Below are 25,302 nucleotides of genomic sequence, written 5' to 3' on the forward strand. Positions count from 1 at the left end.
ATGAATATGGTCACGTCAAGTAAGGGTAAGTCCCTAATGCCAACACTCGATGACACCGATCTGGCCTGTCTGGTCGCCCTGCAGGCCGAGCCCCGCGCGTCCTGGCGCGAGCTGGGGGCGGCCACGGGCATTGCCGAGCGCACGGTGGCCCGGCGCCTGAAGCGCCTGATGGATGCCGACGCGCTGCGCGTCATCGCCGAGCCCGACCCGCTGGTCACCGGCCGCGGCGTGGTGCTGCACGCCTGGGTGCGCTGCCGTTCCGGGCGCGTGCCTGACGTGGCCGAGCGGCTGGCGGCGCTGGACAGCTGCCAGTTGGCGGTGACGCTGGCCGGCTCGGCCGACCTGATGGCCGAGCTGACGCTGGCCGACGAGGCCGACATGCCGGACCTGGTGACGCGGGTGCTGCCTTCCATCGACGGCGTCGAGCATGTCGAGGCGCGGCTGGTGCTGCGGCCGTTCCGCCGCGCGGGCCAGTGGCGCATCCTGGCCGAGGCCGGCGCCGCGCTCGAGCCCGCGCCGTCCAATCCGCCCGCCGCGCTCACGGAATCCGAGCAGCGCCTGGCCGGCCACCTGATGCGCGACGGCCGCGCCAGCCTGGCCGAGCTGGCCGAGCAGGTCGGCGTCAGCGAGCCCACCGCGCACCGCATGCTGCAAAGCCTGGTGGACCGGCGCGCACTGAGCTTCCGCGTGGAAGTCGAGCCGTCGCTGGTGGGCTTTCCGGTGGAGGCGGTGATTTCCGTGCAGGTGCGGCCGCAGGCGGTCAATGCGCTGGCCGCGCATCTGGCGCGCGATCCGAACACGCGCTGCCTGTTCGGCACCAGCGGCGCGTCGCAGCTGTTCTGGCATGTGCTGTGCCGCGACAGTCCGCAGCTCTGGGACGTGGTGACGCGCCGGCTGGGCGAGCTGGAAGGCGTGCTCAACAGCGACGTGGCCGTGGTGATGCGCGCGCACAAGCGCTGCGGCATCGTGCGCGCCGGCCCGCTGCTGGGCGCCGAGGACTGAGGGCGCGGCGCGGGGCCGGGATGTAGCGGGCGTCCGGTCCGCGAGGCCGGCGGGCGTCCTTCGGGGCAAACGACACAGGACGAGCATGAGCGATAGCGATTTCTTCGACCTTCCGATCCGCCTGCACGCCGTCAATGGCGTGCGCATCGCCGCCCGCGTCGGCGGCGACGGGCCGCCGCTGCTGCTGCTGCATGGCCATCCGCAGACCAGTGCCATCTGGCATCGCCTGTGGCCGGAACTGACGCGGCATCGCACCTGCGTGGCCGCCGACCTGCGCGGCTATGGCGACAGCGGCAAGCCGCCCGCCGCGCCCGGCCACGCCGCGCATTCCAAGCGCGTTATGGCCGCGGATATGGCGGCGTTGATGCGCGCGCTGGGGCACGAACGCTACGAGGTGCTGGCGCATGACCGTGGCGCGCGCGTCGCGCACCGGCTGGGGCTGGATCACCGGCAAGCCGTCACGCGCATGATGCTGCTGGACATCGCGCCCACGCTGGACATGTACGAGAACACCACGCGCGCGTTCGCGCAGGCGTACTTCCACTGGTTCTGGCTGATCCAGCCCGCGCCCATGCCGGAGACCATGATCGAGCGCGACCCGGTGTTCTACCTGCGCTCGGTCATGGGCGGGCGGCCCGGCGGGCTGGCGCATTTCTCCGCGCGGGCCATGGCCGAGTACGAGCGCGTCGCGCGCCTGCCCGGCTGGGCCTCGGGCATCTGCGAGGATTACCGCGCGTCCGCCACCGTGGACCTGGAGCATGACCGCCAGGGCCGCGCCGCCGGCGAGCGCCTGCGCATGCCGGTGCGCGCGCTGTGGGGCGAGCGCGGCGCGGTGGGCCGGAACTTTGACGTGCTGGCCCTGTGGCGCGCCATTGCCGACCAGGTCGACGGCGGGCCGTTGCCGGGCGCGCACTACCTGGCCGAGGAAATCCCCGACGAGGTGCTGCGCGAGGCGGCGGCGTTCTTTGGATGGGCTTGAGGCGGGCAGGCGCCACCGGCGCGCGCCCAGCCCATCAGTCCGTCTAGCCCTGTGACGCGCCAGGCGGCCTGCGCGCGGCGGCCGGGTGCATCGCGACGGGGTGCGTGAGCGTTTCCGGCTGCAGGATCTCGTCGAGCTGTTCCTTGGACAGCAGGCCCCGGCTCAGCACGATGTCGTACACGCTGCCGCCGCTCAGGTGCGCTTCCTGCGCCACGGACGTGGCATTGGCGTAGCCGATGTATGGGTTCAGCGCCGTCACGATGCCGATGGAGTTCTCGACCGATGCGCGCAGGCGGTCCGCGTTGGCGGTAATCCCTTTCACGCAGCGTTCGGTCAGCGTCAGGCAGCCGCTGCGCAGGTGGCTGACGCTCTTGAAGATGCTGTGCGCGATGATCGGCTCGAAGGCATTGAGCTGCAGCTGTCCGGCCTCGGCGGCGAAGCTGACGGTGACGTCGTTGCCGATGACCTCGAAGGCGATCTGGTTGACCACTTCCGGGATGACCGGATTCACCTTGCCGGGCATGATGCTGGAACCCGCCTGCATGGCCGGCAGGTTGATCTCGCCCAGGCCGGCGCGCGGGCCGCTGGACAGCAGCCGCAGGTCGTTGCAGGTCTTCGACAGTTTCACCGCCACCCGCTTGAGCACGCCGGACAGCTGCACGAACGCGCCGCAATCCTGGGTGGCCTCGATCAGGTTGGGCGCCGTCTGCAGCGGAATGCCGGTGATCTTGCGCAGGTGCATCAGCACCAGCGGCGCGTAGTCGGGGTGCGCCGTGATGCCGGTGCCGATCGCGGTGGCGCCCATGTTGATCTCGCAGATCAGCATCACCGCTTCGCGCAGCCGCGCCTGGTCCTCGCCCAGCATCACGGCATAGGTGCTGAATTCCTGGCCCAGCGTCATCGGCACGGCGTCCTGCAGCTGGGTGCGGCCCATCTTCAGCACGTCCTTGAAGGCCTCGGCCTTGGCCTCGAACGCCTCGCGCAGGATATCCATGGCGTCGATCAGTCCGTGGACGCCGAACCAGGTCGCGATCTTGAGCGCGGACGGGTAGACGTCGTTGGTGCTCTGGCCGATGTTCACATGCTCGTTCGGGTGCAGGACATGGTAGTCGCCCTTGTTCTGGCCCAGCAGCTCCAGCGCCCGGTTGGCGATGACCTCGTTGGCGTTCATGTTGGTTGACGTGCCCGCGCCGCCCTGGATCACGTCGACGACGAACTGATCGTGCAGCCGGCCCTTGATCAGTTCGTTGCAGGCTTCGATGATGGCGTCGCAGCGCCGTTCGTCCAGCAGGCCAAGCTCACAATTGCTCAGCGCCGCCGCCTGCTTGATGTAGGCCAGCGCCCTGATCAGCTCCGGATAGGTCGATATCGGAATGCCGGAGATCGGAAAATTCTCCTGGGCGCGCAACGTGTGCACGCCGTAGTAGGCGCAGGCGGGGACCGCGCGGTCCCCCAGCAGGTCATGCTCGTTGCGGAATGCCGGGTCGCTCATCATGATGTTCCTCGTTGCGGGACGCCGGTCCCGCGGTGGCGGGTGAATTATTGTGATTTGATGGCCATGGTCTCGATCAGGGTCTGCAACTGCGCGCTCATGGGCAGATCCAGGCTGGCGCCGGTGGGCAGCTTGCGCAGGAACCAGCGTCGGTACTGGCGCTCGATCTCGCCATCCTCGGCCAGCACCTGGAAGCTGTCCTTGACGAGCTGGGCGAGCTGCGGATCGTCCTTGCGGAACATGATGGCGTAGGGGTCGTAGGACAGGTAGTCGCCCACCACCACCAGTTCGCCGCCGCCCGTCTTGGCGTGCTGCGCCAGCAGGCCGTACAGCAGCACATCGTCGGTGGCGAAGGCGTCGGCCTCGCCACGGGTCACGCGCGCGTAGCCGTCGGCGTGCGTGTTCACGACCTGCAGCCGCATGCCGAGCTTGAACTTCTGGTCCAGGTCGCGCAGCGCCTTCTCGTTGGTGGTGCCGGCCGTCACCGCGACCGTCCTGCCCGCCAAATCGCGGAACGAGCTGATCGGCGATCCCCACTTGACCATCACCTTGGTGCCGGCCACGAAGATGACCGGGGAAAAGGCCACGCGCTTCTGCCGCTCGACATTGCTGGTGGTGGACCCGCACTCCAGGTCGACGCGGCCCGTGACCACCGCGTCGATGCGGGAGTCGGCGGTGACCGGCACCCATTGGATGTCGACGGTTCTTTCGATGGCGTCCTCGATGGACGACACCAGCGCCTTGCACAGCTCGATGGAGTAGCCCACGGGCTGCTTGCGGGCGTTGAGGAAGGAAAATGGAATCGCGTCTTCGCGGTAGCCCAGCGCGACGCTGCCCGTGCCGCGGACCTTGGCCAGCGTGCCGGTCAGGGCCGTGAACGTGACGCGCGCGGCGTCGGGCAGGGATGATGCGCCGCTTTCCTGCGCGCCGGCGGGGCCGGCCAGCAGGGCGCTCGCCACGCAGAGCGCCAGCAACGGTTTCCAGGCAATTCGGGAGGCCATGGCGGTTTCCTTGGAGCGCGGCTCAGCCTTGCGCGGGACGCGCCAGGCTGGCCTTGAGTTCTTCATCCATCCGCGCCGCGTTGGCGGCGGCCTCGGCCTCCGGCAGCAGCTCGCCCTCCCACTTGGCCACCACGGCGGTGGCGATGGAATTGCCCACGGCATTGGTGGCGGAACGGCCCATGTCCAGGAAGGTGTCCACGCCCAGGATCAGCAGCAGGCCGGCCTCGGGGATGTCGAACTGGTTCAGCGTGGCGGCGATCACGACCAGCGAGGCACGCGGCACCCCCGCCATGCCCTTGGAGGTGAGCATCAGGATCAGCAGCATCGTGATCTGCGTGCCCAGCGACAGGTGGATGTCGTAGGCCTGCGCGATGAACAGCACCGCGAAGGTGCAATACATCATCGACCCGTCCAGGTTGAAGGAATAGCCCATCGGCATCACGAAGCTGGAGATCTTGCGCTTGACGCCGAAGCGGTCGAGTCCGTCGAGGATCTTCGGATAGGCGGCCTCGGAGCTGGCGGTGGCGAAGGACAGCATGAAGGCTTCCTTGATCAGCACCAGCAGCTTGAACACGCGAGGTCCGAGGAACAGGAAGCCGGCCAGGATCAGCAGGCCCCACAGCATGAAAAGGCTGGTGTAGAAGTCGCCCATGAAGGCGGCGAACTTCAGCAGGATGCCCAGTCCGTTGACGGCCACGGTGGAGGCCATGGCCGCCATCACCGCCAGCGGCGCCAGCTTCATCACGTAGCCCGTGATCTTGAGCATCACGTGCGCCAGTTCATCGACCGCCGCCACCAGCGTCTTGCCCTTCTCGCCCAGCGCGGCCAGCGCCACGCCGAAGAACATGGAGAACACCACGATCTGCAGGATCTCGTTGTTGGCCATGGCCTCGGCGAAGGACTTGGGAACCAGATGGCTGACGAAGTCCTTGAGCGTGAACTTGGACGTCGCCAGGTTGGTCGCCGAGCCGATGTCGGGCAGCGGCAGGCCGAGGTTGTGGCCCGGCTGCAGCCAGTTGGCCATGATCAGGCCCAGGACCAGCGAAAACAGCGAGGCGATCACGAACCAGCCCAGCGCCTTGGCGAACACGCGCCCGACCGAGGCGGCGTCGCCCATGTGGGCGATGCCCACCACCAGGGTGGAGAAGACCAGCGGGCCGATCAGCATCTTGATCAGTCGCAGGAAGACATCCGACATGATCGAGATGTAGCCGGCGATCTGCGTGGCCGCCTTCTTGTCGGGGAAGTTGATGAAAATCATGTAGCCGATCACGATGCCTATCACCATCGCGACCAGGATCCAGGCGGCGGGGGGAATCTTCTTCTTGTTCATGGTGTGTCTCCGTACTTGATGCAGGGCGTGGGCGCGCGGGAAAGCGCGTTGCGCGGGTATTGATGAAAAGCACCGCAACTTACGGCGGCGGGGCGCGGTAGATGATGTCGCGTTGGCCTTCTTCGAAATTGCGCAGTGATTGCGTCCAGACAGCGCCGGGCCAGTGCAGGTCGATGCTGCCGGACAGCGGCCGGTATACGGCCGTGTACAGCGTGCCGTAGCCGCGCGCCCAGGCGTTCTGGTACAGCGGCTCGACCAACAGCGCTTCGGTCATCATCTGTTCGCTCGTGCGGCCGTCGAGCTGCCGTTCCATGGCTTCCAGCCGTTCCGAGGCACGGGTGGCGCGCGCGTGCTCGGGCCACTCGATGACGCGCTGGTAGTTGGTGATCGCCTTGCGCCGCGTGACTTCCACGGGACGGTCCGGGCCGACGAACACCGTGGCCCAGTCGGCTTGCTTGTCCAGCAGCGTGACGCTGTAGCTCATGTGCACGGGCACGCGTTGCAGGATGGCGATGGCCTGGGCGGTGTTCTGCGCGGTTTCCAGGATGTAGCGCAGCACCAGCGGGATGCCGAAGCCGATGCCCGAGACGGTGCGTCCGCCGAAGGACAGGGACGCAGCCAGGCCATCCTCGTTGACGCCGTCCAGCGCGCCCCACAGGCAGTCGCCCATCGCCGCCACGCGTCGCCCGGTCCAGCGCGTGGCCAGCCAATTGCCTTCGAGCAGCGCGGGCGCGAAGTCGTAGTTGCGCAGCAGCGCGGGTTCAGCGTGACCCTGCGGGTCGATCCACACGGACTGCGAGCAGCCGGCGATGTACGCCGGCGGGCACCACAGCGACAGGAAGCGGGCCTCCACGTCGCCGCCGCCCGCCAGTTCCGTCAACTGTTCCCAGACACGCACCAGTTCGGGCATGTGCTCGCGCAGGGCGCGCCGGCATTCCAGATAGGTCGGGCGTCCAACCACACCGCCGCGCAGAAACCAGGAACGGTAAGCGGGCCAGGAACGTTCGAATAGCGCGTGCCATTTTTCCCCGGGCTGGTCCTGCGCGATGGCCTGGAAGCGGATGCTGATGGGCGGCATGGCGGCGTCTCCGCTACAGGATCTTGAACGAGCCAGGCGCCGGCGCCGCGTCGTGCTGCGTCGTCATGACCGGCTTGCCCGCGTAGTAGTTCTTGATGCCTCGGATCCAATCGCGCGCGCGGATGTTGAGCTTGAAGTTGTCGTCCATCGAGCGTCCGCGCGTGATCAGGATGCCGAGGTCGGCGCCCTCGTAGCGGTAGTCGCCCGGCCCGGTGATGCGCATGAAGAAGGCTTCGCGCTCGGTGTCGATGGCGCGGCGCTCATAGTCAAAGCGCTGGTAGGCCACGCTGCCGTCCTCGGCCATGCGGTAGATGCCGGTGGCCGGCGCGTGCGTCACCTGGTCGACCTTTTCCTCGGTGAACTTCATCACCACCTGGGACCAGGAATCGATGAAGCGCGGCTGCGCCCAGCGCTCGTTGATCTCCTTGACGTTCAGGTCGAACGGTACGCCCGAGAACTCCAGCAGGTGGAACAGGAACAGCGGCGCGTCGGCGTAGGCGAAGGCGGCGTGGTTGGTCATCGGGCTGGCGCCGCAGATGCGCGGGTTGAGTTCGCCCAGGTAGACCTCGCCGCTGTCGGTGTCGATCAGGAAGTCCAGGTCGAAGTAGCCGCGATAGCCCTCGGCCAGCAGCTGGTTGCCGAAGCGCTCGGCCATGTCGCGCGCCTTGGCGCGCACCTCTTCCGAGAACGCGCCGGGGAAGACCTCGTTGCCGCACCAGCCGCCCTTGTAGGGGGTCAGCTCGCGCGCGCCCACCACCTCGGTCAGCAGCGGTCCGACCAGCGTGCCGGACTGCGTGGCGCAGGCCTCCAGCGTGGCGCCGCGACAGTTGATGCGCTTCATGATCTTGACCTCGGGGTCGTTGACGATTTCGTCCTTGTGCTTGTTGAAATCGTCTTCCGAGGCGATGAAGAAGGTGGTGTGGCCCGAGTCGCCGAACGCCGATTGCACCACCAGGTCGCGTCCCAGCCCGTTGCGGTCGGCGATCTGCATCAGGTGCGCGTAGCTGTCGACCTTCTCCAGCGCGTTCGGCACGGAATACACGCCCGCCTTGTTGCCGATGCGCACCGTTTCCATCTTGTTGTCGCAGCGGGTGCGCAGCGCGGCTGGCGGGAACCAGACCTCCATGCCCAGTTCCCTGGCCAGCTCCTCGGTCTTTTCGTCGAACATCAGGAACGTGGCCACCGGCTTGCCGCCGCGACGCTCGATCATGTCGATCACGTCCTTGTGCTGCAGCAGGTAGTTGTTGATGTCCTCGATGGATTCGAACTCCGCGTGCGGCGATTCCTGCGGCACGAATACGTTCGGATGGCGTCCGTCGAAGCAGTCGATGTAGTTGATGTAGCGGAAGCGGTTGACCCAGCGGTCCATGCCCAGCAGGTTGAAGTTGGTGGCGCTGATGAAGTAGATGGGCCGCTCGTTGCGGTGGAACATCAGCTGCAGATCCGAAATGCTGGTGACTTTGTTGTTCATTTCTTGCTCCTGGATGCGGGCTTCTTGGCGGCGGGGGACGCCGTGGCGACAAGCGCCGGTTCGGTCTGCGCGGGCGGGTCGCCGGCCTGCGACTGGGCGGCGCGTCCGGCCAGCGCCAGGGCCGCGCGTGCGGCGGTGGCCTGCGCGGCCAGGTCCAGCGCGGCCTGGCTGAAGATGCGGAACCCCAGCTCGGGCCGGAAGCCGTGGATTTCACGAACATCCAGCGCGGCCATGAACTGCAGGATCCCGGCGCTGATGACCTGGCCGGGCACCAGGATGGGAAAGCCGGGCGGGTAGGGGATCACGAACAGCGCCGACACCAGCTCGCGGCCGGCGGCGATGGCCTGGCCGGCCTCGATCATGCCGATGTACTCGCAATTGGCGTCTTCGTAGGAAAGGAAGAAGGCGCTGCGGATATCGCCGTCGCGCGTCTCGGCGCGGCCCTCCACGCTGCGGCCCCGGAAGGCGAAGTGAAAGCTCGAGAAATCCGGCAGCGGCGGCTGTTCCAGCGTCAGCGAGCGCACCCGCCGTTCGTGTATGCGCCGCTCGATGGAACTCATGTCGGCCACGCGCGCGTCCACGTCGCGGGCGATCTTGACCAGCACCTCGATCAGGTAGGCGATCGCGGAGCGGGTGCTGCCGATGTTCGTCATGAACAGCACCGTGTTGCGCGAGGTCTTGTTGATCTGGATGCCGTACCGGTCCATCAGCTCCTTGTTCTTGAACGTGTCGCCATCCATGCCGGTGGCGCCGATGGCCAGCGTGGCGCGCGTCGGGTCAAGCGCGAACTCGTCGGTGCGCCAGGCGGTTTCCAGGTTGTCCCAGCCGGTCTCGTCGTTGTAGTAGTTGTCGACGCCGGACTCGCGGTAAGGCGCCGGCACCATGTCCGACACCCGCAGGAAGCGGAAATAGCGCTTGAGCAGGGGATGGTGCAGCACCTGTTCGCGCAGGCTCATCGCCAGTTCGAGTTGGCGCTGGATCAGCTCGTAGCCTTCCAGTTCCACCTGCCTGCGGCCCACGTCCAGCGAGGCCAGGATCTGGTAGTTGGGCGAGGTCGATGTGTGGGTCATGTAGGCTTCGTGGAAGGACTCTTCGACCTTGTCCTTGAAATCCTGGTCCCACACATGGATCATCGATCCCTGGCGCAGCGCGGTCAGCGTCTTGTGGGTGGAATGCGTGGCGTACACGCGCACCCGCGCCCGGGCGGGGTCGGGCAGCAGCCGGGTATTGAGCAGCTGTTCGTCGTCGTTCCAGTCGATGCCGGCGGCGAAGGCGGCGTGACGCCGGGCGTAGGCCGGATCCTTGAATGTCTCGGCCAGCCGGGCGGCGCTGGCCATGCCGGTGCGCTGGCGGTAGATCGGATGGCAGCGGGCGAAGGCGAACCAGGCCTCGTCCCACAGGAACACGAGATCGGGCTTGATCGCCAGGCATTCGAGCATGACGCGCTCGACGTCGTAGACGATGCCGTCGAAGGTGCAGTTGGTCAGCAGCACCATGCGCACGCGGTCCAGCGTGCCGGCGCGGCGAAAGCTCAGCAGCGTTTCCTTGATGTGGCGCAGCGGCACCGCGCCGTACATCGAATACTCATCCAGCGGATAGGAGTCCAGGTAGGCCACCTGCGCGCCGGCCAGCACCAGGCCGTAGTGATGCGACTTGTGGCAGTTCCGGTCCACCAGCACGATGTCGTCGGGCTTGACCAGCGCCTGCACCACGATCTTGTTGCAGGTGGACGTGCCGTTAGTGGCGAAGTAGGTGCGGCGCGCGCCGAAGGCGCGGGCGGCGTATTCCTGGGCCAGCTTCAGCGGCCCCACCGGGTCCAGCAGCGAATCCAGCCCGCCGGAGGTGGCGGAAGTCTCGGCCATGAACAGGTTCATGCCGTAGAACTGCGCCATGTCGCCGATCCAGTTGCTGTTCATGATCGCCTTGCCGCGCGCCAGCGGTAGCGCATGGAATACGCCGGTGGGCTGCTTGGCGTAGTCGCGCAGGGCGTTGAAGAAGGGCGTGCGGTGGCGCTCGCCCACGCCCTTCATGATCGAGCTGTACAGCTCGATGTGGTCTTCCTCGCCGAAGAAGATGCGCTTGAAGACTTCGCCAACCTGCGCCGCGATGGCCTCGACGTTGACATCGGTGACCAGGTACAGGTCCAGCTCGGGTCGGATCTGCGCGATCTGGCGGCCCAGCAGCGGGCCGCGCTCGAACTCGGGCATATCCTCGACCTTGCCGTCCATGCCGTCCAGGAAGCGGCGCAGCATGTGGTTGTGGTTCACCGAGTGGAACGGGAAGCCGTGGCGGATCACCACCGCCTGCAGGTTGAAGTTGACCAGCGTGGCGATCAGCGCGTCCTCGAACGTGGGCACGACCACCACGTCGAAGATGAAGTCGTCGTCGGCGCTGCGCTTGCGCTGCACGCGCCGCCGCAGCGCGTCCTCCTCGCTGGCCGACATTTCGTCGACGATCAGCACCTCGAAGTAGGGCCGGGCCAGCTGGGCCTGGCGCTCGCTGTCGGTCTCGATCTGCGAGGGCAGCTCGTGGTCGCTGTCCAGGGTGTTGGCGTCGTGGCGGTAGGTGCGCGCGGCCAGCACGCGGTGGATGCGGCGCGCGGCCTGGTGCGCGCGCGCCAGCTCCTCGCGCTCGATCCAGTGGCACAGCTCGCCGAATACGCGGCCGCCGGGGAAGGCCCAGTAGCTTTCGATCGGCGTCAGCGATTCGACGATCCTGCGCACGTGCGCCAGGCGGCGCGCGCGTTCGGGATCGTCGGGCGGCAGGATGGCCAGGCGGCTCAGGTCGTCGACCAGGTTGATCCAGCCGTCGGCGCGCATTTCCCAGACACTACGGTAACGGCTCAGCGACGTGCCGTTCTTGATGGGGGGATGTGTCGGCATGCTTGTCTCCTTGCTTTTTTCGTCGCCAGCGCCGATCTCAGTCGGGCTTGGTCAGCGGTCCCAACGTATTCAGATACGGAAAGTCCGGGCTCTCGCGCCGGTAGACCTTGAAGTCGCAATCGCGGTCGCGGAAGCTCTTGAGCGGCTGGCCCAGGTTGCGCAAGCCGAGTTCGCGCTCGCGTCGCACGCGCTCGAAGTCCACGCTGATCGGCACGATCTCGGCGCCGCCGTCGGCTTGGTGCAACACATAGCCGGAGGGATCACAGACGATGGAGCGGCCCACGCCGCCGTCGCCCACGCCGTTGATGTCGAAGAAATAGACCTGGTTCTGCGCGGCCGATGCGCGCGCGATGGCCAGCTCGACATCGCGGTCGATGGTGTCCGTCATCGTCGGATGCAGGATCACTTCCGCGCCCATCGCGGCCAGCGTGCGGGTGGTCTCGGGGAACCACATGTCGTAGCAGATCGAGACGCCGAAGCGGCCTGCGCCGGGTACGTCGAAGACGCAGAATTGCGTGCCGCCGGCCACGTCGCGCTCATACGGACGGAAGGGAAAGAGCTTGCGAAAGCGCGCGACGATCTCGCCTTGCGGATCGATCACCGGCGTGGTGTTGTAGACCAGGGGGCCTTCGGGGCCGTCCACGCGCTCGAACAATGAGCCCGGTATCAGCCACAGCCCGGTTTCGCGCGCCAGCTCGGCCAGGCGGGTCTCGGTGGGGCCGGGCAGCGGTTCGGCGTTGTGGTGCCTGGGGCCCAGTGGCGCGAGCTCGGAGAAGAGCACCATCCTGACCCAGGGAAAGCGGCCACGGATGTGGCGCAGGTAATCGCCCATGCGCTCGACGTTGTTCTCGAAGGCCGAGACGTTCATCTGCACGCCGGCGATGCCGAAGTTGCCATGCATGGCGCCGTTCATTGTGGATCCTTCCTTTCTACTGATGACTGCTGGCCGGGACTTGGGGCCCGGAAACGGCTTGTTCGCGAGCAGTCTATGGCTTGGGTGGTTCGTTAAGAAGGTCCAAGAATCGAATTGTTGAAGAACCAATTCCCTTGCGTTGAGAACGCGCTGGCGGCCGCCAGGAAGGCGCGCATCGCCGCGCCGCGCCGTTCAATTTTTCATGCGCTTTTTTAGGCATGAGTTCACTTTCACACCGCGTTGCGCGGCGTAAGATCGAGGCGCTTCAAGATGCAGACGGAGCCTGTCGGTGTCGACGCGCATGGCCGCGAAGCGCATGGAACGAAATTTTCTCTGGCTGTCCCTGGCGCGTTGCCTGGAGTGGTGTGGTTTGTGATTGGTCCTTTGAACAGGTCGCAGGAATGATTGACGCGGGAACCAATCCTGAGACGGCGCGCAAGGCGCCGCTGGCCGCGAACGGACTGCCGGACTTCGTGCTGCGCCAGTTCAAGCTCGGACAGCCGTCGCATCAGCAGCTGTATGGCATCCTGCAGGCGGGCATCCGCGACGGCAGCCTGGCGGCCGGCTTGCGGCTGCCGCCCACGCGGATGCTGGCGCGCACGCTGGGCATCGCGCGCAACACGGTGGTCCATGTCTACGAGCAGCTGACCTTCGAAGGCTATGTGCAGGCGCGCGTGGGGCGCGGCACCTTCGTCGCCGACGTGTTTCCCCGGCCTGTCGTGGCGGCCGGCAAATTCCCGCTGGATCGCAACGCGCCGCTGTCGCGCCGGGGCGAGCGCACGGTGCGCGAGGCGCTGGCCGCGCGCCTGCAATGGGGCGCTTTCGCGCCCGGCGTGCCAGAGCTGAGGATGTTCCCGGTACAGACCTGGAACCGGCTGCAGGCGCGCGTATGGCGTCGCGTCGAGCCGGAGCGGCTGAGCTACGCGACGGGACACGGCGATGCCGGACTGCGCGAGGCCATCGCGGACTATCTGCGGGGCACGCGCGGCATCGCCTGTACGCCGGCGCAAGTGGTGATCACCAGCGGCACGCAGCAGTCCTTGCACCTGGTGGCGCAGCTGCTGGCGGATCCGGGCGACCGGGTGTGGCTGGAGGACCCCGGCTACTGGGGCGCGCGCAGCGTCTTTCATGCCACCGGCCTGGAAAGCGTGGCGGTCGCGGTCGACGGCGAGGGCCTGGCCCCAACGGCCGCGCAATGGGCCGAGCCGCCGAGGCTGGTTTTCGTGTCGCCGTCGCATCAATATCCCACCGGCGCGCACATGAGCCTGGCTCGCCGCCGCCAGCTGCTGGGCTACGCGGCGCAGCACGGGGTCTGGGTGATCGAGGACGACTACGACAGCGAGTTCCGTTACGACGCGCATCCGCTGTCCGCCTTGCAGGCGCTGGATGAGTCCGGCCGGGTGATCTATCTGGGCACGTTTTCCAAGACGCTGTTTCCCGCGCTGCGGCTGGCCTACCTGGTCCTGCCGCCCGATCTGGTGGACGGTTTCGCGCGCGCGTTGCGCGAGCTGTTCCGCGAGGGGCAGACGATGCAACAAGCGGTGCTGGCGCGCTTTCTGGCGGAAGGCCACTACGCGGCGCACATCCGGCGCATGCGCGGCGTCTACCGCGCGCGCCACGACGCGCTCATGGATGCCATCCGGCGCGAGTTCGGCGAGGCCGTGCCGGTGATCGGCGCCGAGGCCGGACTGCACATGATCCTGGGCCTGCCGCGCACCGTCGACGACGTGGCGGTGATGGAGCGCGGCCTGTATGCCGGCGTCGCGACGCGTCCGTTGTCGATCTATCACCTCAATCCCGAGGCCGCGGCGCGCGGGCTGTTGCTGGGCTACGGCTCGGTGCCGGAGGACGAGATCGGCCCGCAGCTGGGCCGGCTGGCCCGCGCGGTGGCGCCCTTTCTCTAGTGTGCCGGCCCGCATGGGCGGGACGCGGATTCCCGCCAGGCCGCGGACAGGGTCTTGTAAAAAGGGACGGGCCGCCGGTGGTAACCTCGCGCCCATGAGTTTGAATTTCACCGACCTCTCCGAATTGCCCGAGCCCGAAGACGCGCAACGCGCCTTCAAGGCCACGGATTCCCCCTGCGTGGCCGTCTGCTCGACGCTGTTCGACGACATCTGCCGGGGCTGCGGCCGCACGGCCATGGAAGTGGCCAACTGGGTCTTCATGACGGAAGAGGAAAAGCGCGCGGTCTGGATCCGCATCAAGGCCCAGGGCTACCCCCGGCGCAACAATTAAGGCCGCCGGCGCGGCCGGTCTTGGGCATGTCACATAGCGCGGGCTAAATCGCGCTTGTCGACCACTTCCGGCCTCATCATGCGCATCGTCCTGGTCACGGATGCCTGGCATCCGCAAGTCAACGGCGTCGTCCGCACCTGGACGACCATGCTGCGGATACTCGCCGAATGGGGCCACGAAGTGACCGTGGTCAGCCCCGAAGGCAGCCGCACCATTCCCGCGCCGTCCGAGCCCGACCTGCGGCTCTGCCTGCAGCCCGGCCGCCAGTTGCGCCGCGTGTTGGGCGACCTGGTGCCGGACGCGCTGCACATCGCCACCGAGGGGCCGCTGGGCCTGGCCGCGCGCAAGATGGCGCTGGCCCGGGGCTGGCGTTTCACCACCTCGTTCCACACCATGTTCCCCGACTACCTGCAGGCGCGCATGGGCATCCCGGCGGCCCTGCCGTGGCGCTACCTGCGCTGGTTCCACCGGCCCTCGCAGCGCGTGCTGGTGCCTACGCCGACGGTGCGCGACATCCTGGTCCAGCGCGGCCTGGGCAACCTGCAGATCTGGTCGCGCGGGGTGGACCCCGTCAAGTTCCAGCCGGGCGCGAGCCAGGCGTTCAAGGACCTGCCCCGTCCGGTGTTCCTCAGCGTGGGCCGGGTCGCGCGGGAAAAGAACCTGGACGCCTTCCTGTCGCTGGACCTGCCGGGCAGCAAGGTGGTGGTGGGCGGCGGCCCGGACGAGGCGCGCCTGAAGAAGAAGTTTCCCGACGCGGTATTCCTGGGCATGCGCAACGACGACGAGCTGCCTGGCTACTACCAGGCAGCCGACGTGTTCGTGTTCCCCAGCCTGACCGACACCTTCGGCCTGGTGATGCTGGAGGCCATGGCCTGCGGCACGCCGGTGGCGGCCTTCCGCAGCGAGGCGCCGCTGGCCGTGGTGCAGCCGGGCGTGACGGGCTGCCTGGACGCGGACCTGGCGCACGCCTGCCGCGAGGCGCTGTCGCTGGATCGGCACGCCGTGCGGGCGCACGCGCTGACGCGCAGCTGGGACGCCATCGCGTCCGACCTGCTGGCGGCGCTGGCGCCGCTGACGCCGCGGGCCGAACCGGACCCGCCGCTGGTGCATGCGGGCTGATCCGCGCCGTCGGAAGAATACGGGGCCGGATGTGTTCCGGCCCTGCGGCGCTTCCCCGCAAGGCGACCAAACCGGTACAATGCCCGACGATCCTGAGGAGCGTTGCGACGATCCGGCTGTTCCCCTTGCGCGGAACACGGCTCGCCAGGCTCAGGAATCCCTGTTCACGCGTCCCGCATCCTTGCGCGGCGCGACAGCAACGGCGCTCACCTTTGTCGCATGTGGCGGGAAAGGCGAGCACACGACCGTCGTGGTGTTTCGCGTTGTCCGGCCCTGTGCGCGCCGTTCGATCTACACGTGGAGCTACACACCATGAACGCTGTGACTGACAAATCCTTCTCCGACTACATCGTCGCCGACCTGTCGCTGGCCGGCTGGGGCCGCCGCGAGCTGGCCATCGCCGAAACCGAAATGCCCGGCCTGATGGCCATCCGCGAGGAATTCGCCGCCAAGCAGCCGCTCAAGGGCGCCCGCATCGCCGGCAGCCTGCACATGACCATCCAGACCGGCGTGCTGATCGAGACGCTGGTGGCGCTGGGCGCCGAAGTGCGCTGGGCCTCGTGCAACATCTTCTCGACGCAGGACCATGCCGCCGCCGCCATCGCCGCGTCCGGCACGCCGGTCTTCGCCGTCAAGGGCGAGACGCTCGAAGAGTACTGGCAGTACACGCACAAGATCTTCGAATGGCCCAACGGCCAGAACGCCAACATGATCCTGGACGACGGCGGCGACGCCACCCTGATGCTGCACCTGGGCACCAAGGCCGAAAAGGACATCTCGGTGCTGGCCAATCCGGGCAGCGAAGAAGAGCGCATCCTGTTCGCCGCCATCAAGGAAACGCTCAAGCGCGATCCGAAGTGGTACTCGACCCGCCTGGCGCTGATCAAGGGCGTGACCGAGGAAACCACCACCGGCGTGCACCGCCTGTACCAGATGTCGCAGAAGGGCGAGCTGGCCTTCGCCGCCATCAACGTCAACGACTCGGTCACCAAGTCCAAGTTCGATAACCTGTACGGCTGCCGCGAATCGCTGGTCGACGGCATCAAGCGCGCCACCGACGTGATGGTGGCCGGCAAGATCGCCGTGGTCGCCGGCTATGGCGACGTGGGCAAGGGTTGCGCCCAGGCGCTGGTGGCGCTGCGCGCCCAGGTCTGGGTCACCGAAATCGATCCGATCTGCGCGCTGCAGGCCGCGATGGAAGGCTTCAAGGTCGTGACCATGGAAGAAGCCGCCGCTCATGGCGACATCTTCGTGACGGCCACCGGCAACTTCCACGTCATCACGCGCGAGCACATGAACGCCATGAAGGACCAGGCGATCGTGTGCAACATCGGCCACTTCGACAACGAGATCGACGTCGCCGCGCTGGCCGACTGCAAGTGGGAAGAGATCAAGCCCCAGGTCGACCACGTGATCTTCCCGGACGGCAAGCGCATCATCCTGCTGGCCCAGGGCCGCCTCGTGAACCTGGGCTGCGCCACCGGCCACCCCTCGTTCGTGATGTCCTCGTCCTTCGCCAACCAGACCATCGCGCAGATCGAGCTGTACACGCGCAACGAAGCCTACAAGTCGGGCGAGGTCTACGTGCTGCCCAAGCACCTGGACGAGAAGGTCGCGCGCCTGCACCTGAAGAAGCTGGGCGTGAACCTGACCACGCTGCGCAAGGACCAGGCCGACTACATCAGCGTGCCGGTGGAAGGTCCTTACAAGCCGAATCACTACCGCTACTGATGCTTGTAGCAAAATAGGGGGACGCCACGCCATGTCGGCACGGCGTTTCCCGGTTCCAGGACAAGGCGGCCGCAACCGGGCCGTCGCGTCCCGGAGCTTCAAGACTGGAGGTTGAGCATGTCCATGATTCTTGTCTGGATCCTGAACGCGGTGGCCCTGCTGGCGGTCGCCTACCTGCTGCCCGGCATCACGGTGGCCAGCTTCGGTTCGGCGCTGATCGCCGCGCTGGTGCTGGGCCTGGTGAACATGCTGGTCAAGCCGGTGCTGGTGCTGCTGACGCTGCCCATCACCATCGTCACGCTCGGCCTCTTTCTCATCGTCATCAACGCCTTGTTGTTCTGGTTCGTCGGCTCCGTGCTGAAGGGCTTCCAGGTCAACGGGTTCTGGTGGGCCGTGGGGGGAGCGATCCTCTACAGCATCATCTCCGGCCTGCTTACCAAGCTGATCCCGTAGAAGGGGAAGGCCCACCCCCGAAGCGCTGCGCGCTTCCCCCTCAAGGGGGCATGCCTGCGGACCGGCGGAGCCGGATCCGCGGCATCCCGATGGGGTGGCATCCGTGGGCGCGGTTCCGGCAGAGGGCTCTTGTCCAGCGGTTTCCGGTGGATTGACACTTGTTTCAAGGGGCGCGGTCAGCGTCATGGATAACTGAAATGTCCGAATCGACTTCTCCTGCATTCAGCCTGGAGTTCTTTCCCCCCCGTGACCTGGCCGGCCAGGAACGGCTGGTGCGCGCGGCCAAGCAGATGCTGGCGATCCAGCCCAAGTACGTCAGCGTGACGTTCGGCGCGGGCGGCTCGACGCGCGCCGGCACCGCCGACGCGGTGCGCACGCTGCGCAACCTGGGTTGCGACGCGGCGCCGCACCTGTCCTGCGTGGGCGCGTCCCGCCAGGACCTGCGCGACATCCTGCAGGCCTACAAGAACGAAGGCGTGCGGCGCGTGGTCGCGCTGCGCGGCGACCTGCCGTCCGGCATGGGCGGCGACGCGGGCGAGCTGCGCTACGCCAATGAACTGGTGTCCTTCATCCGCGAGGAAACCGGCGACTGGTTCCACATCGAAGTGGCGGCCTATCCCGAAATGCACCCGCAGGCCACCAGTCCGTCGGCCGACCTGGCGCATTTCGTGGCCAAGGTGCGGGCCGGCGCCAATGCCGCCATCACGCAGTATTTCTTCAACGCCGACGCCTATTTCGACTTCGTCGACCGGGCCCAGGCCAAGGGCGTGAACGTGCCGATCGTGCCGGGCATCATGCCCATCACCAATCACTCGCAGCTGCTGCGCTTCTCGGAAATGTGCGGCGCCGAAGTGCCGCGCTGGATCCGCCTGCGCCTGGCCGAGTTCGGCGACGACAAGGCCTCGATCCGCGCCTTCGGCGTGGACGTGGTGACCGAGCTGTGCCAGACCCTGCTGGATAACGGCGCGCCGGGCGTGCATTTCTATACGCTCAACCACGCCGAGGCGCCGATGGCGATCTGGCGCGAGCTGTCGCGCTGATCGTTCGGGCAAGCGATACATGAAGAAAGCCGGCGCATGCCGGCTTTTTTCATGGCGCCTCGCAAGCGCGGCAGGCTCAGTCCGCGTACTGGCCCGCCTTGCGGATGATCGGCCCCCATTTGTCGACCTCGGCCTGCAGCCATGATTGCAGGCCGGCCGGCGTTTGCTTCGCGTCGGGCACGATCTCCGCGCCCAGCTCGGCCATCTTCTGCGTGAAGGCCGGATCCCTGAGCGCCGCGCGCAGCGCGCCGTTGATCTTCTCGATCGCCTCGGGCGGCGTGCCCTTGGGCGCATAGACGCCGTGCCAGACCTTGACCTCGAAGCCTTGCAGGCCGCCTTCCTGCAACGTCGGCGTGTCGGGCAGCGCGTGGATGCGGGCCAGCGTGGTCACGCCGTACAGCTTCACGCGCCCGGACTTGATGTGGGGGATGGTCTGCGTGGTCTGGTCGCACAGCACATCCACCTGTCCGCCCAGCAGCGCGGTCAGCGCCGGCGCCGTGCCGGCATACGGCACGGCGGTGAACTGCGTGCCCAGCGCTTCCTGCAGCAGCATGCCGCACAGCTGCGACACGGCGCCCAGGCCGGCGTTGGCCAGGTTGATCTTGTTGCCGTTGTCGCGCGCGTACTTGATGAAGCTGGCCATGTCGTCCGGCGGCAGGTCCTTGCGGCCCAGCAGCGTCATGGGCACGTCCGCCACCTGCCCGACATAGGCGAAGTCCGTCAGCGGGTTGAATGGCAGCTTGCGGTACAGGGCAGGCGCCGTCGCCATGCCGTTGTGATGGATCAGCAGGGTGTAGCCGTCCGGCGCGGCCCGCGCCACGTGCGCCGAGGCCAGCGTGCCGCCGGCGCCGGTGCGGTTCTCGACCACGATGCTCTGGCCCAGCGTCTTCGACATGGCCGCGCCCAGGCTGCGCGCCACCACATCGGTGGGACCGCCGGCCGCGAAGGGCACGACCAGCGAGATCGCGCGGGTGGGATAGGCGTTCTGGGCGGAAGCGCCGCCGGCGGCCAGGCCGAGCGCCAGCATCAACGGAATGGCGCGCCCCGATGCGCGCGCGAGGAGGGTGGGCATGTCTCGCTCCTTGTAGGTGGTGTCATGACCCGCAAGGTGCTGCGCGACGGGCTGGGCACAGTGTGGCCCGCTGCGGCGCGCGTGAGAATTCGGGCTTTTGCAAGCCGGGTTTAGGCAGGAGGAAAGCCGGGTTTACGCGAGGTTGCCCTAGTTCAACTGATCCGACCCCGGTCCCTCGGCCAGCACCTGCGGCGCCGGGTAGCTTTCCTGCGGCAGGTCCATCGGATCGACCCGCTTGGGCTGGTGCACGCGGCTGGCGGGCACCAGGGAGTCGGGCGACTCGGGGTTGGTCCACAGCGGGTCGGGGATCTCGGCGAAGACCTGGCGCAGGCGTTCGCCCCAGGTGCCGCGGATCATGCGGAAGTACTCGTTGTGCTCGTCGATGCTGGCGAAGTGCGTGACGCGCAGCGCGCCGGTGTCGTAGACCAGCAGGTCCAGCGGCAGGCCGACCGAGATGTTCGAGCGCAGCGTGGAATCCATGGAGATCAGCGCGCACTTGGCGGCCTCGTCCAGCGGCGTATCGGGTTGCAGCACGCGGTCCAGGATGGGCTTGCCGTACTTGGCCTCGCCGATCTGGAAGTACGGGCATTCCTCGCCGGCCTCGATGAAGTTGCCGGCGGCGTAGATCTGGAACAGCCGGCAGCGCTCGGCGCCGATCTGGCCCCCGAAAATCAGGCTGACGTTGAAGTCCACGCCCTGCTCGCGCAGCGCGTCGGCCTCGCGGCGGTAGACCTCGCGCACGGCGTTGCCGATGCGGCGCGCGGCCTCGAACATGTCGGGCGCGTTCCACAGCGTTTCGCCGCCTTCCTGCTGCTGGCGGGCCAGGCCGTCCAGCACGGCCTGGCTGACGGCCAGGTTGCCGGCGGTCATCAGGACCATCACGCGTTCGCCGGGGCGTTCGAAGACGGTCATCTTGCGGTAGACGCTGATCTGGTCCACCCCCGCGTTGGTACGGGAGTCGGACAGGAAAACCAGGCCGGCGTTCAGGCGGGCGGCGACGCAGTAGGTCATGATCGGAACAGGGAAAAAGCCACGCCGCATTGTAGTGCGGCGCGGCCGGCGTGGACGGCGCGGGTCATTGCTGCGCCGCCGTCTGCACCTGGACGGTGACTTCCATGGATTCCTCGCCGCCGCCATTGCGCACGCCGCGCACCGGCGAGGCCGAGTCGTAGTCGCGCGCCACGGCCAGCCGGCAATGGCATTCCGAGGCGAACTGGCGGTTGGTGATGTCCACGCTGGTCCAGCCCGCGCCCGGCAGCCAGATATCGGCCCAGGCGTGGCTGGCGGCGTGCTCGGCGGTGGTGTACAGGTAGCCGCTGACGTAGCGCGCGGGCACGCCCAGGCCGCGCGCGCAGGCCAGGAACAGGTGGGCGTGGTCCTGGCAGACGCCGTGGCCCATGGCCAGCACCTGGTTGGCCGCGGTGGTCACGTCGGTCATGCCGGGCTCATAGGCCACGCGGTCGCAGATGGCGCGCGCCAGCGCCAGCGCGTCGTCGGGCGTGTTCAGGCCGTCGGGCAGGGCGTGGCGGGTGAAGGCCTGGATGGTCTCGTCGGCCTGGGTCAGCGCCGTCTGCACGCAGTAGGCATGCACCGGCAGCCGGCTGTCCTCGCCGCCCAGCGCGCCGCGCGCGAGCGCGCCCACCACCACCTGTCCGACCACGCGCAGCTCGATGTCCGTGTGCGGGCGGTTCAGCGTCAGGGTATGGGTGATGTTGCCGTAGGCGTCCACCTGCCGCTCCAGCGCGCCGGGCGCCTCGATGTGCCAGCGCAGCACGCGCTGGTGCTCGTCGTCGCGCGGCGTGAGGCGCAGCGTCTGGATGCTGTAGGTCACCGGCGCGGTGTAGCGGTAATGGGTCACGTGGGTGATGATCTGTTTCATGCTGCGCTCCTACGCCGACAAGGGCACCAGGAAGTCCTGGCTGATGCGGTTGCCGAGATCGTTGATGCGGTCCAGGAAGTGCTCCAGGTACTGGTGCAGCCCGCTGGCCAGGATGTCCTCGACGCGCCCGTATTGCAGTTCCGCGCGCAGCATGCCGGCGCGGCGCTGCGTTTCCGCCGAGCGCTGGTTGGCCACGCGCGCCAGGTCGTCGGACAGGGCGTGGATCGCGGCCAGCAGCGAGCGCGGCATGTCCGGACGCAGGATCAGCAGTTCGGCCACGCGGTCGGGCGTGATCACGTCGCGGTAGACCTTGCGGTAGATCTCCAGGCCCGACACGGAGCTGAGCAGCGCCGACCAACGGTAGAACTCGCTTTGCGCGGCCGTCGGCGGCGCGGCGGCGTCGTTGCGCGCGTCGGCCGCGTGGCCGTTGCCGCCGCGCTCGTGGAACTTCACGTCCAGCATGCGCGCGGTGTTGTCGGCGCGTTCCAGGTGCATGCCGATGCGCAGGAAATACAGCGCCTCGTCCTCCAGCATGGTGCCGATGGTGACGCCGCGCGCCAGGTGCGAGCGGAACTTCATCCATTCGAAGAACTCGCCCGGATTGCGTTCCAGCAGGCCGGTGTGCAGGTGCTTCTGCAGCTCCAGCCAGGTGGTGTTATAGGTTTCCCAGACCTCGGTGGTCAGGCTGCCGCGCACGGCGCGCGCGTTCTCGCGGGCGGCGCGCACGCAGGAATAGATGGACGAGGGATTCTCGGCGTCGCGCACCATGAAGTGCAGCACGTCGTGCGGCGTGATCGCGGCGTGCCGGGCGCGGTACAGGCCCTGCAGCTCGGAGATGCGCAGCACGGCCAGCCACGAGCCCTCGCGCGCCTGCGCGTCCTGCGGCAGCAGCGACATCTGCAGGTTCACGTCCAGCATGCGGGCCGTGTTCTCGGCGCGCTCGGTGTAGCGGCACATCCAGAACAGGTTGTCGGCGGTTCGGCTCAGCATGGTTCAGTCCTCCAGTACCCACGTATCCTTGGTGCCGCCGCCCTGGCTGCTGTTGACCACCAGCGAGCCCTCGGTCAGCGCCACGCGGCATAGTCCGCCAGGCACCGTGCGGATGTCCTTGCCGCACAGCACGTAGGGGCGCAGGTCCACGTGGCGCGGCGCCACGCCGGACTCGACATAGGTGGGCACGGTGGACAGCGCCAGCGTCGGCTGGGCGATGTAGTTGGCGGGGTTGGCGCGCACGCGGTCCTTGAAGGCCTCGACCTCGGCGCGCGTGGCCGACGGCCCGACCAGCATGCCGTAGCCGCCCGCGCCATGCACCTCCTTGACCACCAGCTCGTGCATGCGGTCCAGCACGTGCGACAGCTCGTCAGGCCGGGCGCAGCGCCACGTGGGCACGTTCGACAGGATCGGCTCCTGGCCCAGGTAGAAGCGGATCATGTCCGGCACGTACAGGTAAGTGGACTTGTCGTCGGCGATGCCGGTGCCGATGGCGTTGGCCAGCGTGACGCGGCCGGCGCGGTAGACCGACAGCAGGCCCGGCACGCCCAGCGCCGAATCGGCGCGGAACGACAGCGGGTCCAGGAAGTCGTCGTCCAGCCGGCGGTAGATCACGTCCACCTTGCGCGGGCCCTGCGTGGTGCGCATGTAGACCGTGTTCTGCTCCACGAACAGGTCCTGGCCCTCGACCAGCTCCACGCCCATCTGCTGCGCCAGGAAGGCGTGCTCGAAATAGGCCGAGTTGTACATGCCCGGCGTCAGCACCACCACGGTGGGCGCGTCGCCGCCGTGCGGCGCGACCTCGCGCAGATTGTCCAGCAGCAGGTCGGGGTAATGCGCCACCGGCTCGACCTTGATGCGGCCGAAGGCGTCGGGCATCAGCCGCATCGACATCTTGCGGTTTTCCAGCATGTAGGACACGCCCGAGGGCACGCGCAGGTTGTCTTCCAGCACGTAGAACTCGCCCGCGCCGGCGCGCACGATGTCGACGCCGGCGATATGGCAGTAGATGTCCTCGGCCACGTCCACGTCCTGCATCTCGGGCCGGTATTGCGCGTTCAGGAAGACCTGCTCGGCCGGCACCACCCCGGCGCGCACGATGTCGTGGCCGTGGTAGATGTCGTGGATGAACATGTTCAGCGCGCGCACGCGCTGTTTCAGGCCGGCGTCGAGCCGGCGCCATTCGTCGGCGGGGATGACGCGGGGGATCAGGTCGAACGGGATCAGCCGTTCGGTGCCGGCGGCGTCGCCGGCCACCGAGAAGGTGATGCCGACGCGGCGGAAGCTCAGGTCCGCTTCCAGCCGGCGCACGGCCATGGACTCGGCCGACTGCTCGCCGTGCCAGCGTTCGAACGCTTCGTAGTGGGAGCGTATGCCGCCGGCGCTGTCGCGCATTTCGTCATAGGCGGGGGGGCGGGCGGGTCTGTCCTTCATGGCTCCTCCGATGCAAGTGCTGGGGCCGGCTCGAAGCCGGTCCTGATAACAAGCAACCCGCGTGCCAGCCTGGCCGGCGCGCGGACGGTCCCTGCGGAAACACTATCCTCCGCCGGGCGGTTGTTGGCTATCCCCGTCGCGACGGATGCCGGCAGGGAAGGGGGGGCGGTGCGCCGCCCGTGGGCGCGCGCGGCGGCAGGGCGGCCGGCGGCGGGTTGCGAGGGCTGGCGGACGATGGCGCCGCCAGGGAACGGGAACAGGCTGGACCAGGGCGCGTGGCACTGCTGGCCTGGGTGGAATGGGCGGCGGCCGGGCTGGCAGGGGGCTCGATGCCGTTCTGTCAGTGAGCGCTCACCGGAGAGATCAGGGCGCTGCAGGCCCGCGTTCGGCGGGCCTGTCGGCGGTTCATGTTACGGATTGCACCGTTTTGGTGCAAGGGCGCGGGACGGAAATGGTGCGCGGCGCGGGCCCCGGGGCGGGGCGGGCTCAGCCGAGCCGATAGGAAAACAGCGTCGTGCCGCCCTTGCCGGGTTGCGACAGCGGCGCCTCGGGCACCCAGCCTTCATCGGTCAGGATGGCGTCCAGCGGGTAATCGTGTTCGGCTGGCTCGTAGTCGGCGTCCAGCTCGCCGCAGCTCCAGGCGATGCCGATGGCGGTGAAGGGCTGGCCGCTGTCGCGCAGCGCGGCCAGCGTGCGGTCGTAATAGCCGCCGCCGTAACCCACGCGGTCGCCAAACTGGGTGTAACCGAGCGTGGGCGCCAGCACCACGTCGGGCGGCAGTTCGTCGCCTGCGGCGGGTTCTTGGATGCCGTAGGCGCCGCTGCGCATGGGGGCGTCCGGCGTCCAGGGCAGGAAGGCCAGCGGGGCGTTGCGTTCGCGCACCACCGGCAGCACCACGGTGATGCCGGCTTCCACCCATTGCTCGAGCAGCGGGCGCAGGTCGGGCTCGTCCTCCATGGGCCAGAACGCGGCCACGATGGAGGGCGCGCGGCGGCCGGCCTTGACCGCTTCGTCGCGGGCGGCGTTCAGCCAGGTGAACAGCCTTGCGCGCATGAGCAGACCGCCGCGGCTGCGCTGGCTTTCCGGCAGGTCGGCGCGCAGTTGGCGCAATCGCGCGCGCAGCGGGACTGCGGTATCCTCTGGAGTATTTTGCGTAGTCATGCGGTAGCGGTAACGAGGGTGGAAAATGAAAGCAAAA

The 25,302-nt window shown here is 67.9% G+C and carries 21 protein-coding genes and 1 riboswitch; of the genes, 8 read left to right on the plus strand and 13 right to left on the minus strand.

The window, feature by feature from the left end; all coding sequences use genetic code 11:
• Together AC6LJ9_RS03690 and AC6LJ9_RS03695 are read left to right on the plus strand one after the other, a co-directional pair.
• Nucleotides 1-1,002 carry an Lrp/AsnC family transcriptional regulator gene (locus tag AC6LJ9_RS03690; RefSeq protein WP_212320595.1) on the plus strand — a complete coding sequence of 334 codons (1,002 nt, stop codon included), beginning with the start codon at nt 1-3 and terminating at the stop codon, nt 1,000-1,002.
• Between the two features lie 85 nt (nt 1,003-1,087).
• Nucleotides 1,088-1,981 (plus strand): alpha/beta fold hydrolase, encoded by an 894-nt coding sequence (locus tag AC6LJ9_RS03695; protein ID WP_498146463.1) that lies wholly within the window; start codon nt 1,088-1,090, stop codon nt 1,979-1,981.
• Nucleotides 1,982-2,024: 43 nt separating this feature from the next.
• Here the strand turns inward: AC6LJ9_RS03695 and aspA are convergent, their stop codons facing one another.
• From aspA to AC6LJ9_RS03730, 7 genes are all read right to left on the minus strand, one after another.
• Nucleotides 2,025-3,473, minus strand: coding sequence for an aspartate ammonia-lyase (aspA, locus tag AC6LJ9_RS03700; protein WP_498146488.1), 1,449 nt, complete (start codon nt 3,471-3,473; stop codon nt 2,025-2,027).
• A gap of 47 nt (nt 3,474-3,520) precedes the next feature.
• Nucleotides 3,521-4,474: an amino acid ABC transporter substrate-binding protein gene (locus AC6LJ9_RS03705; protein WP_498146464.1), complete on the minus strand. Its 954-nt coding sequence runs from the start codon at nt 4,472-4,474 to the stop codon at nt 3,521-3,523.
• A gap of 22 nt (nt 4,475-4,496) precedes the next feature.
• Nucleotides 4,497-5,807, minus strand: coding sequence for a dicarboxylate/amino acid:cation symporter (locus tag AC6LJ9_RS03710; protein WP_498146465.1), 1,311 nt, complete (start codon nt 5,805-5,807; stop codon nt 4,497-4,499).
• Nucleotides 5,808-5,886: 79 nt separating this feature from the next.
• Nucleotides 5,887-6,885: a C45 family autoproteolytic acyltransferase/hydrolase gene (locus tag AC6LJ9_RS03715; protein ID WP_498146466.1), complete on the minus strand. Its 999-nt coding sequence runs from the start codon at nt 6,883-6,885 to the stop codon at nt 5,887-5,889.
• A 13-nt stretch (nt 6,886-6,898) separates the two neighbouring features.
• Nucleotides 6,899-8,356, minus strand: coding sequence for a biotin carboxylase (locus AC6LJ9_RS03720; protein WP_498146467.1), 1,458 nt, complete (start codon nt 8,354-8,356; stop codon nt 6,899-6,901).
• Nucleotides 8,353-11,238: an aminotransferase class I/II-fold pyridoxal phosphate-dependent enzyme gene (locus AC6LJ9_RS03725; RefSeq protein ID WP_498146468.1), complete on the minus strand. Its 2,886-nt coding sequence runs from the start codon at nt 11,236-11,238 to the stop codon at nt 8,353-8,355. The genes AC6LJ9_RS03720 and AC6LJ9_RS03725 overlap by 4 nt, the downstream gene beginning before the upstream one ends.
• A gap of 37 nt (nt 11,239-11,275) precedes the next feature.
• A complete protein-coding gene (locus tag AC6LJ9_RS03730; RefSeq protein WP_498146469.1) occupies nt 11,276-12,151 on the minus strand; it encodes a carbon-nitrogen hydrolase family protein in 876 nt (291 codons plus the stop codon).
• A 446-nt stretch (nt 12,152-12,597) separates the two neighbouring features.
• Between AC6LJ9_RS03730 and pdxR the strand changes: the two genes are divergently transcribed.
• From pdxR to metF, 6 genes are all read left to right on the plus strand, one after another.
• Nucleotides 12,598-14,055, plus strand: coding sequence for a MocR-like pyridoxine biosynthesis transcription factor PdxR (gene pdxR, locus AC6LJ9_RS03735; protein ID WP_498146489.1), 1,458 nt, complete (start codon nt 12,598-12,600; stop codon nt 14,053-14,055).
• Nucleotides 14,056-14,149: 94 nt separating this feature from the next.
• Nucleotides 14,150-14,386 (plus strand): DUF1289 domain-containing protein, encoded by a 237-nt coding sequence (locus AC6LJ9_RS03740; protein WP_498146470.1) that lies wholly within the window; start codon nt 14,150-14,152, stop codon nt 14,384-14,386.
• Between the two features lie 78 nt (nt 14,387-14,464).
• The gene (locus tag AC6LJ9_RS03745; protein ID WP_498146490.1) at nt 14,465-15,505 is read left to right on the plus strand and encodes a glycosyltransferase family 4 protein; all 1,041 of its coding nucleotides are present in this window, start codon (nt 14,465-14,467) and stop codon (nt 15,503-15,505) included.
• An 88-nt stretch (nt 15,506-15,593) separates the two neighbouring features.
• Nucleotides 15,594-15,720, plus strand: a riboswitch (S-adenosyl-L-homocysteine riboswitch).
• Between the two features lie 97 nt (nt 15,721-15,817).
• Nucleotides 15,818-17,236, plus strand: a complete 1,419-nt coding sequence (gene ahcY / locus AC6LJ9_RS03750) for an adenosylhomocysteinase (protein WP_498146471.1) — start codon at nt 15,818-15,820, stop codon at nt 17,234-17,236.
• Between the two features lie 117 nt (nt 17,237-17,353).
• Entirely contained in the window at nt 17,354-17,689 is a 336-nt protein-coding gene (locus AC6LJ9_RS03755) for a phage holin family protein (RefSeq protein ID WP_103271570.1), read from the plus strand.
• A gap of 197 nt (nt 17,690-17,886) precedes the next feature.
• Nucleotides 17,887-18,729, plus strand: a complete 843-nt coding sequence (gene metF / locus AC6LJ9_RS03760; RefSeq protein WP_212320592.1) for a methylenetetrahydrofolate reductase [NAD(P)H] — start codon at nt 17,887-17,889, stop codon at nt 18,727-18,729.
• Between the two features lie 76 nt (nt 18,730-18,805).
• Here the strand turns inward: metF and AC6LJ9_RS03765 are convergent, their stop codons facing one another.
• The 6 genes from AC6LJ9_RS03765 to AC6LJ9_RS03790 all read right to left on the minus strand — a co-directional run bounded on the left by AC6LJ9_RS03765 (nt 18,806) and on the right by AC6LJ9_RS03790 (nt 25,265).
• Entirely contained in the window at nt 18,806-19,801 is a 996-nt protein-coding gene (locus tag AC6LJ9_RS03765; protein ID WP_498146472.1) for a tripartite tricarboxylate transporter substrate-binding protein, read from the minus strand.
• Between the two features lie 147 nt (nt 19,802-19,948).
• Entirely contained in the window at nt 19,949-20,812 is an 864-nt protein-coding gene (locus tag AC6LJ9_RS03770; protein WP_212320590.1) for a proteasome-type protease, read from the minus strand.
• A 64-nt stretch (nt 20,813-20,876) separates the two neighbouring features.
• On the minus strand, nt 20,877-21,680 hold the full coding sequence (locus tag AC6LJ9_RS03775) for a transglutaminase family protein (RefSeq protein WP_498146473.1): 804 nt from the start codon (nt 21,678-21,680) through the stop codon (nt 20,877-20,879).
• Nucleotides 21,681-21,689: 9 nt separating this feature from the next.
• Nucleotides 21,690-22,670: an alpha-E domain-containing protein gene (locus AC6LJ9_RS03780; RefSeq protein WP_498146474.1), complete on the minus strand. Its 981-nt coding sequence runs from the start codon at nt 22,668-22,670 to the stop codon at nt 21,690-21,692.
• A gap of 3 nt (nt 22,671-22,673) precedes the next feature.
• Nucleotides 22,674-24,104 carry a circularly permuted type 2 ATP-grasp protein gene (locus tag AC6LJ9_RS03785; RefSeq protein ID WP_498146475.1) on the minus strand — a complete coding sequence of 477 codons (1,431 nt, stop codon included), beginning with the start codon at nt 24,102-24,104 and terminating at the stop codon, nt 22,674-22,676.
• A gap of 486 nt (nt 24,105-24,590) precedes the next feature.
• A complete protein-coding gene (locus AC6LJ9_RS03790; RefSeq protein ID WP_498146476.1) occupies nt 24,591-25,265 on the minus strand; it encodes a 5-formyltetrahydrofolate cyclo-ligase in 675 nt (224 codons plus the stop codon).
• Nucleotides 25,266-25,302: the final 37 nt, after the last annotated feature.

The sequence above is a fragment of the Achromobacter sp. 1011811831 genome, from assembly GCF_059760905.1.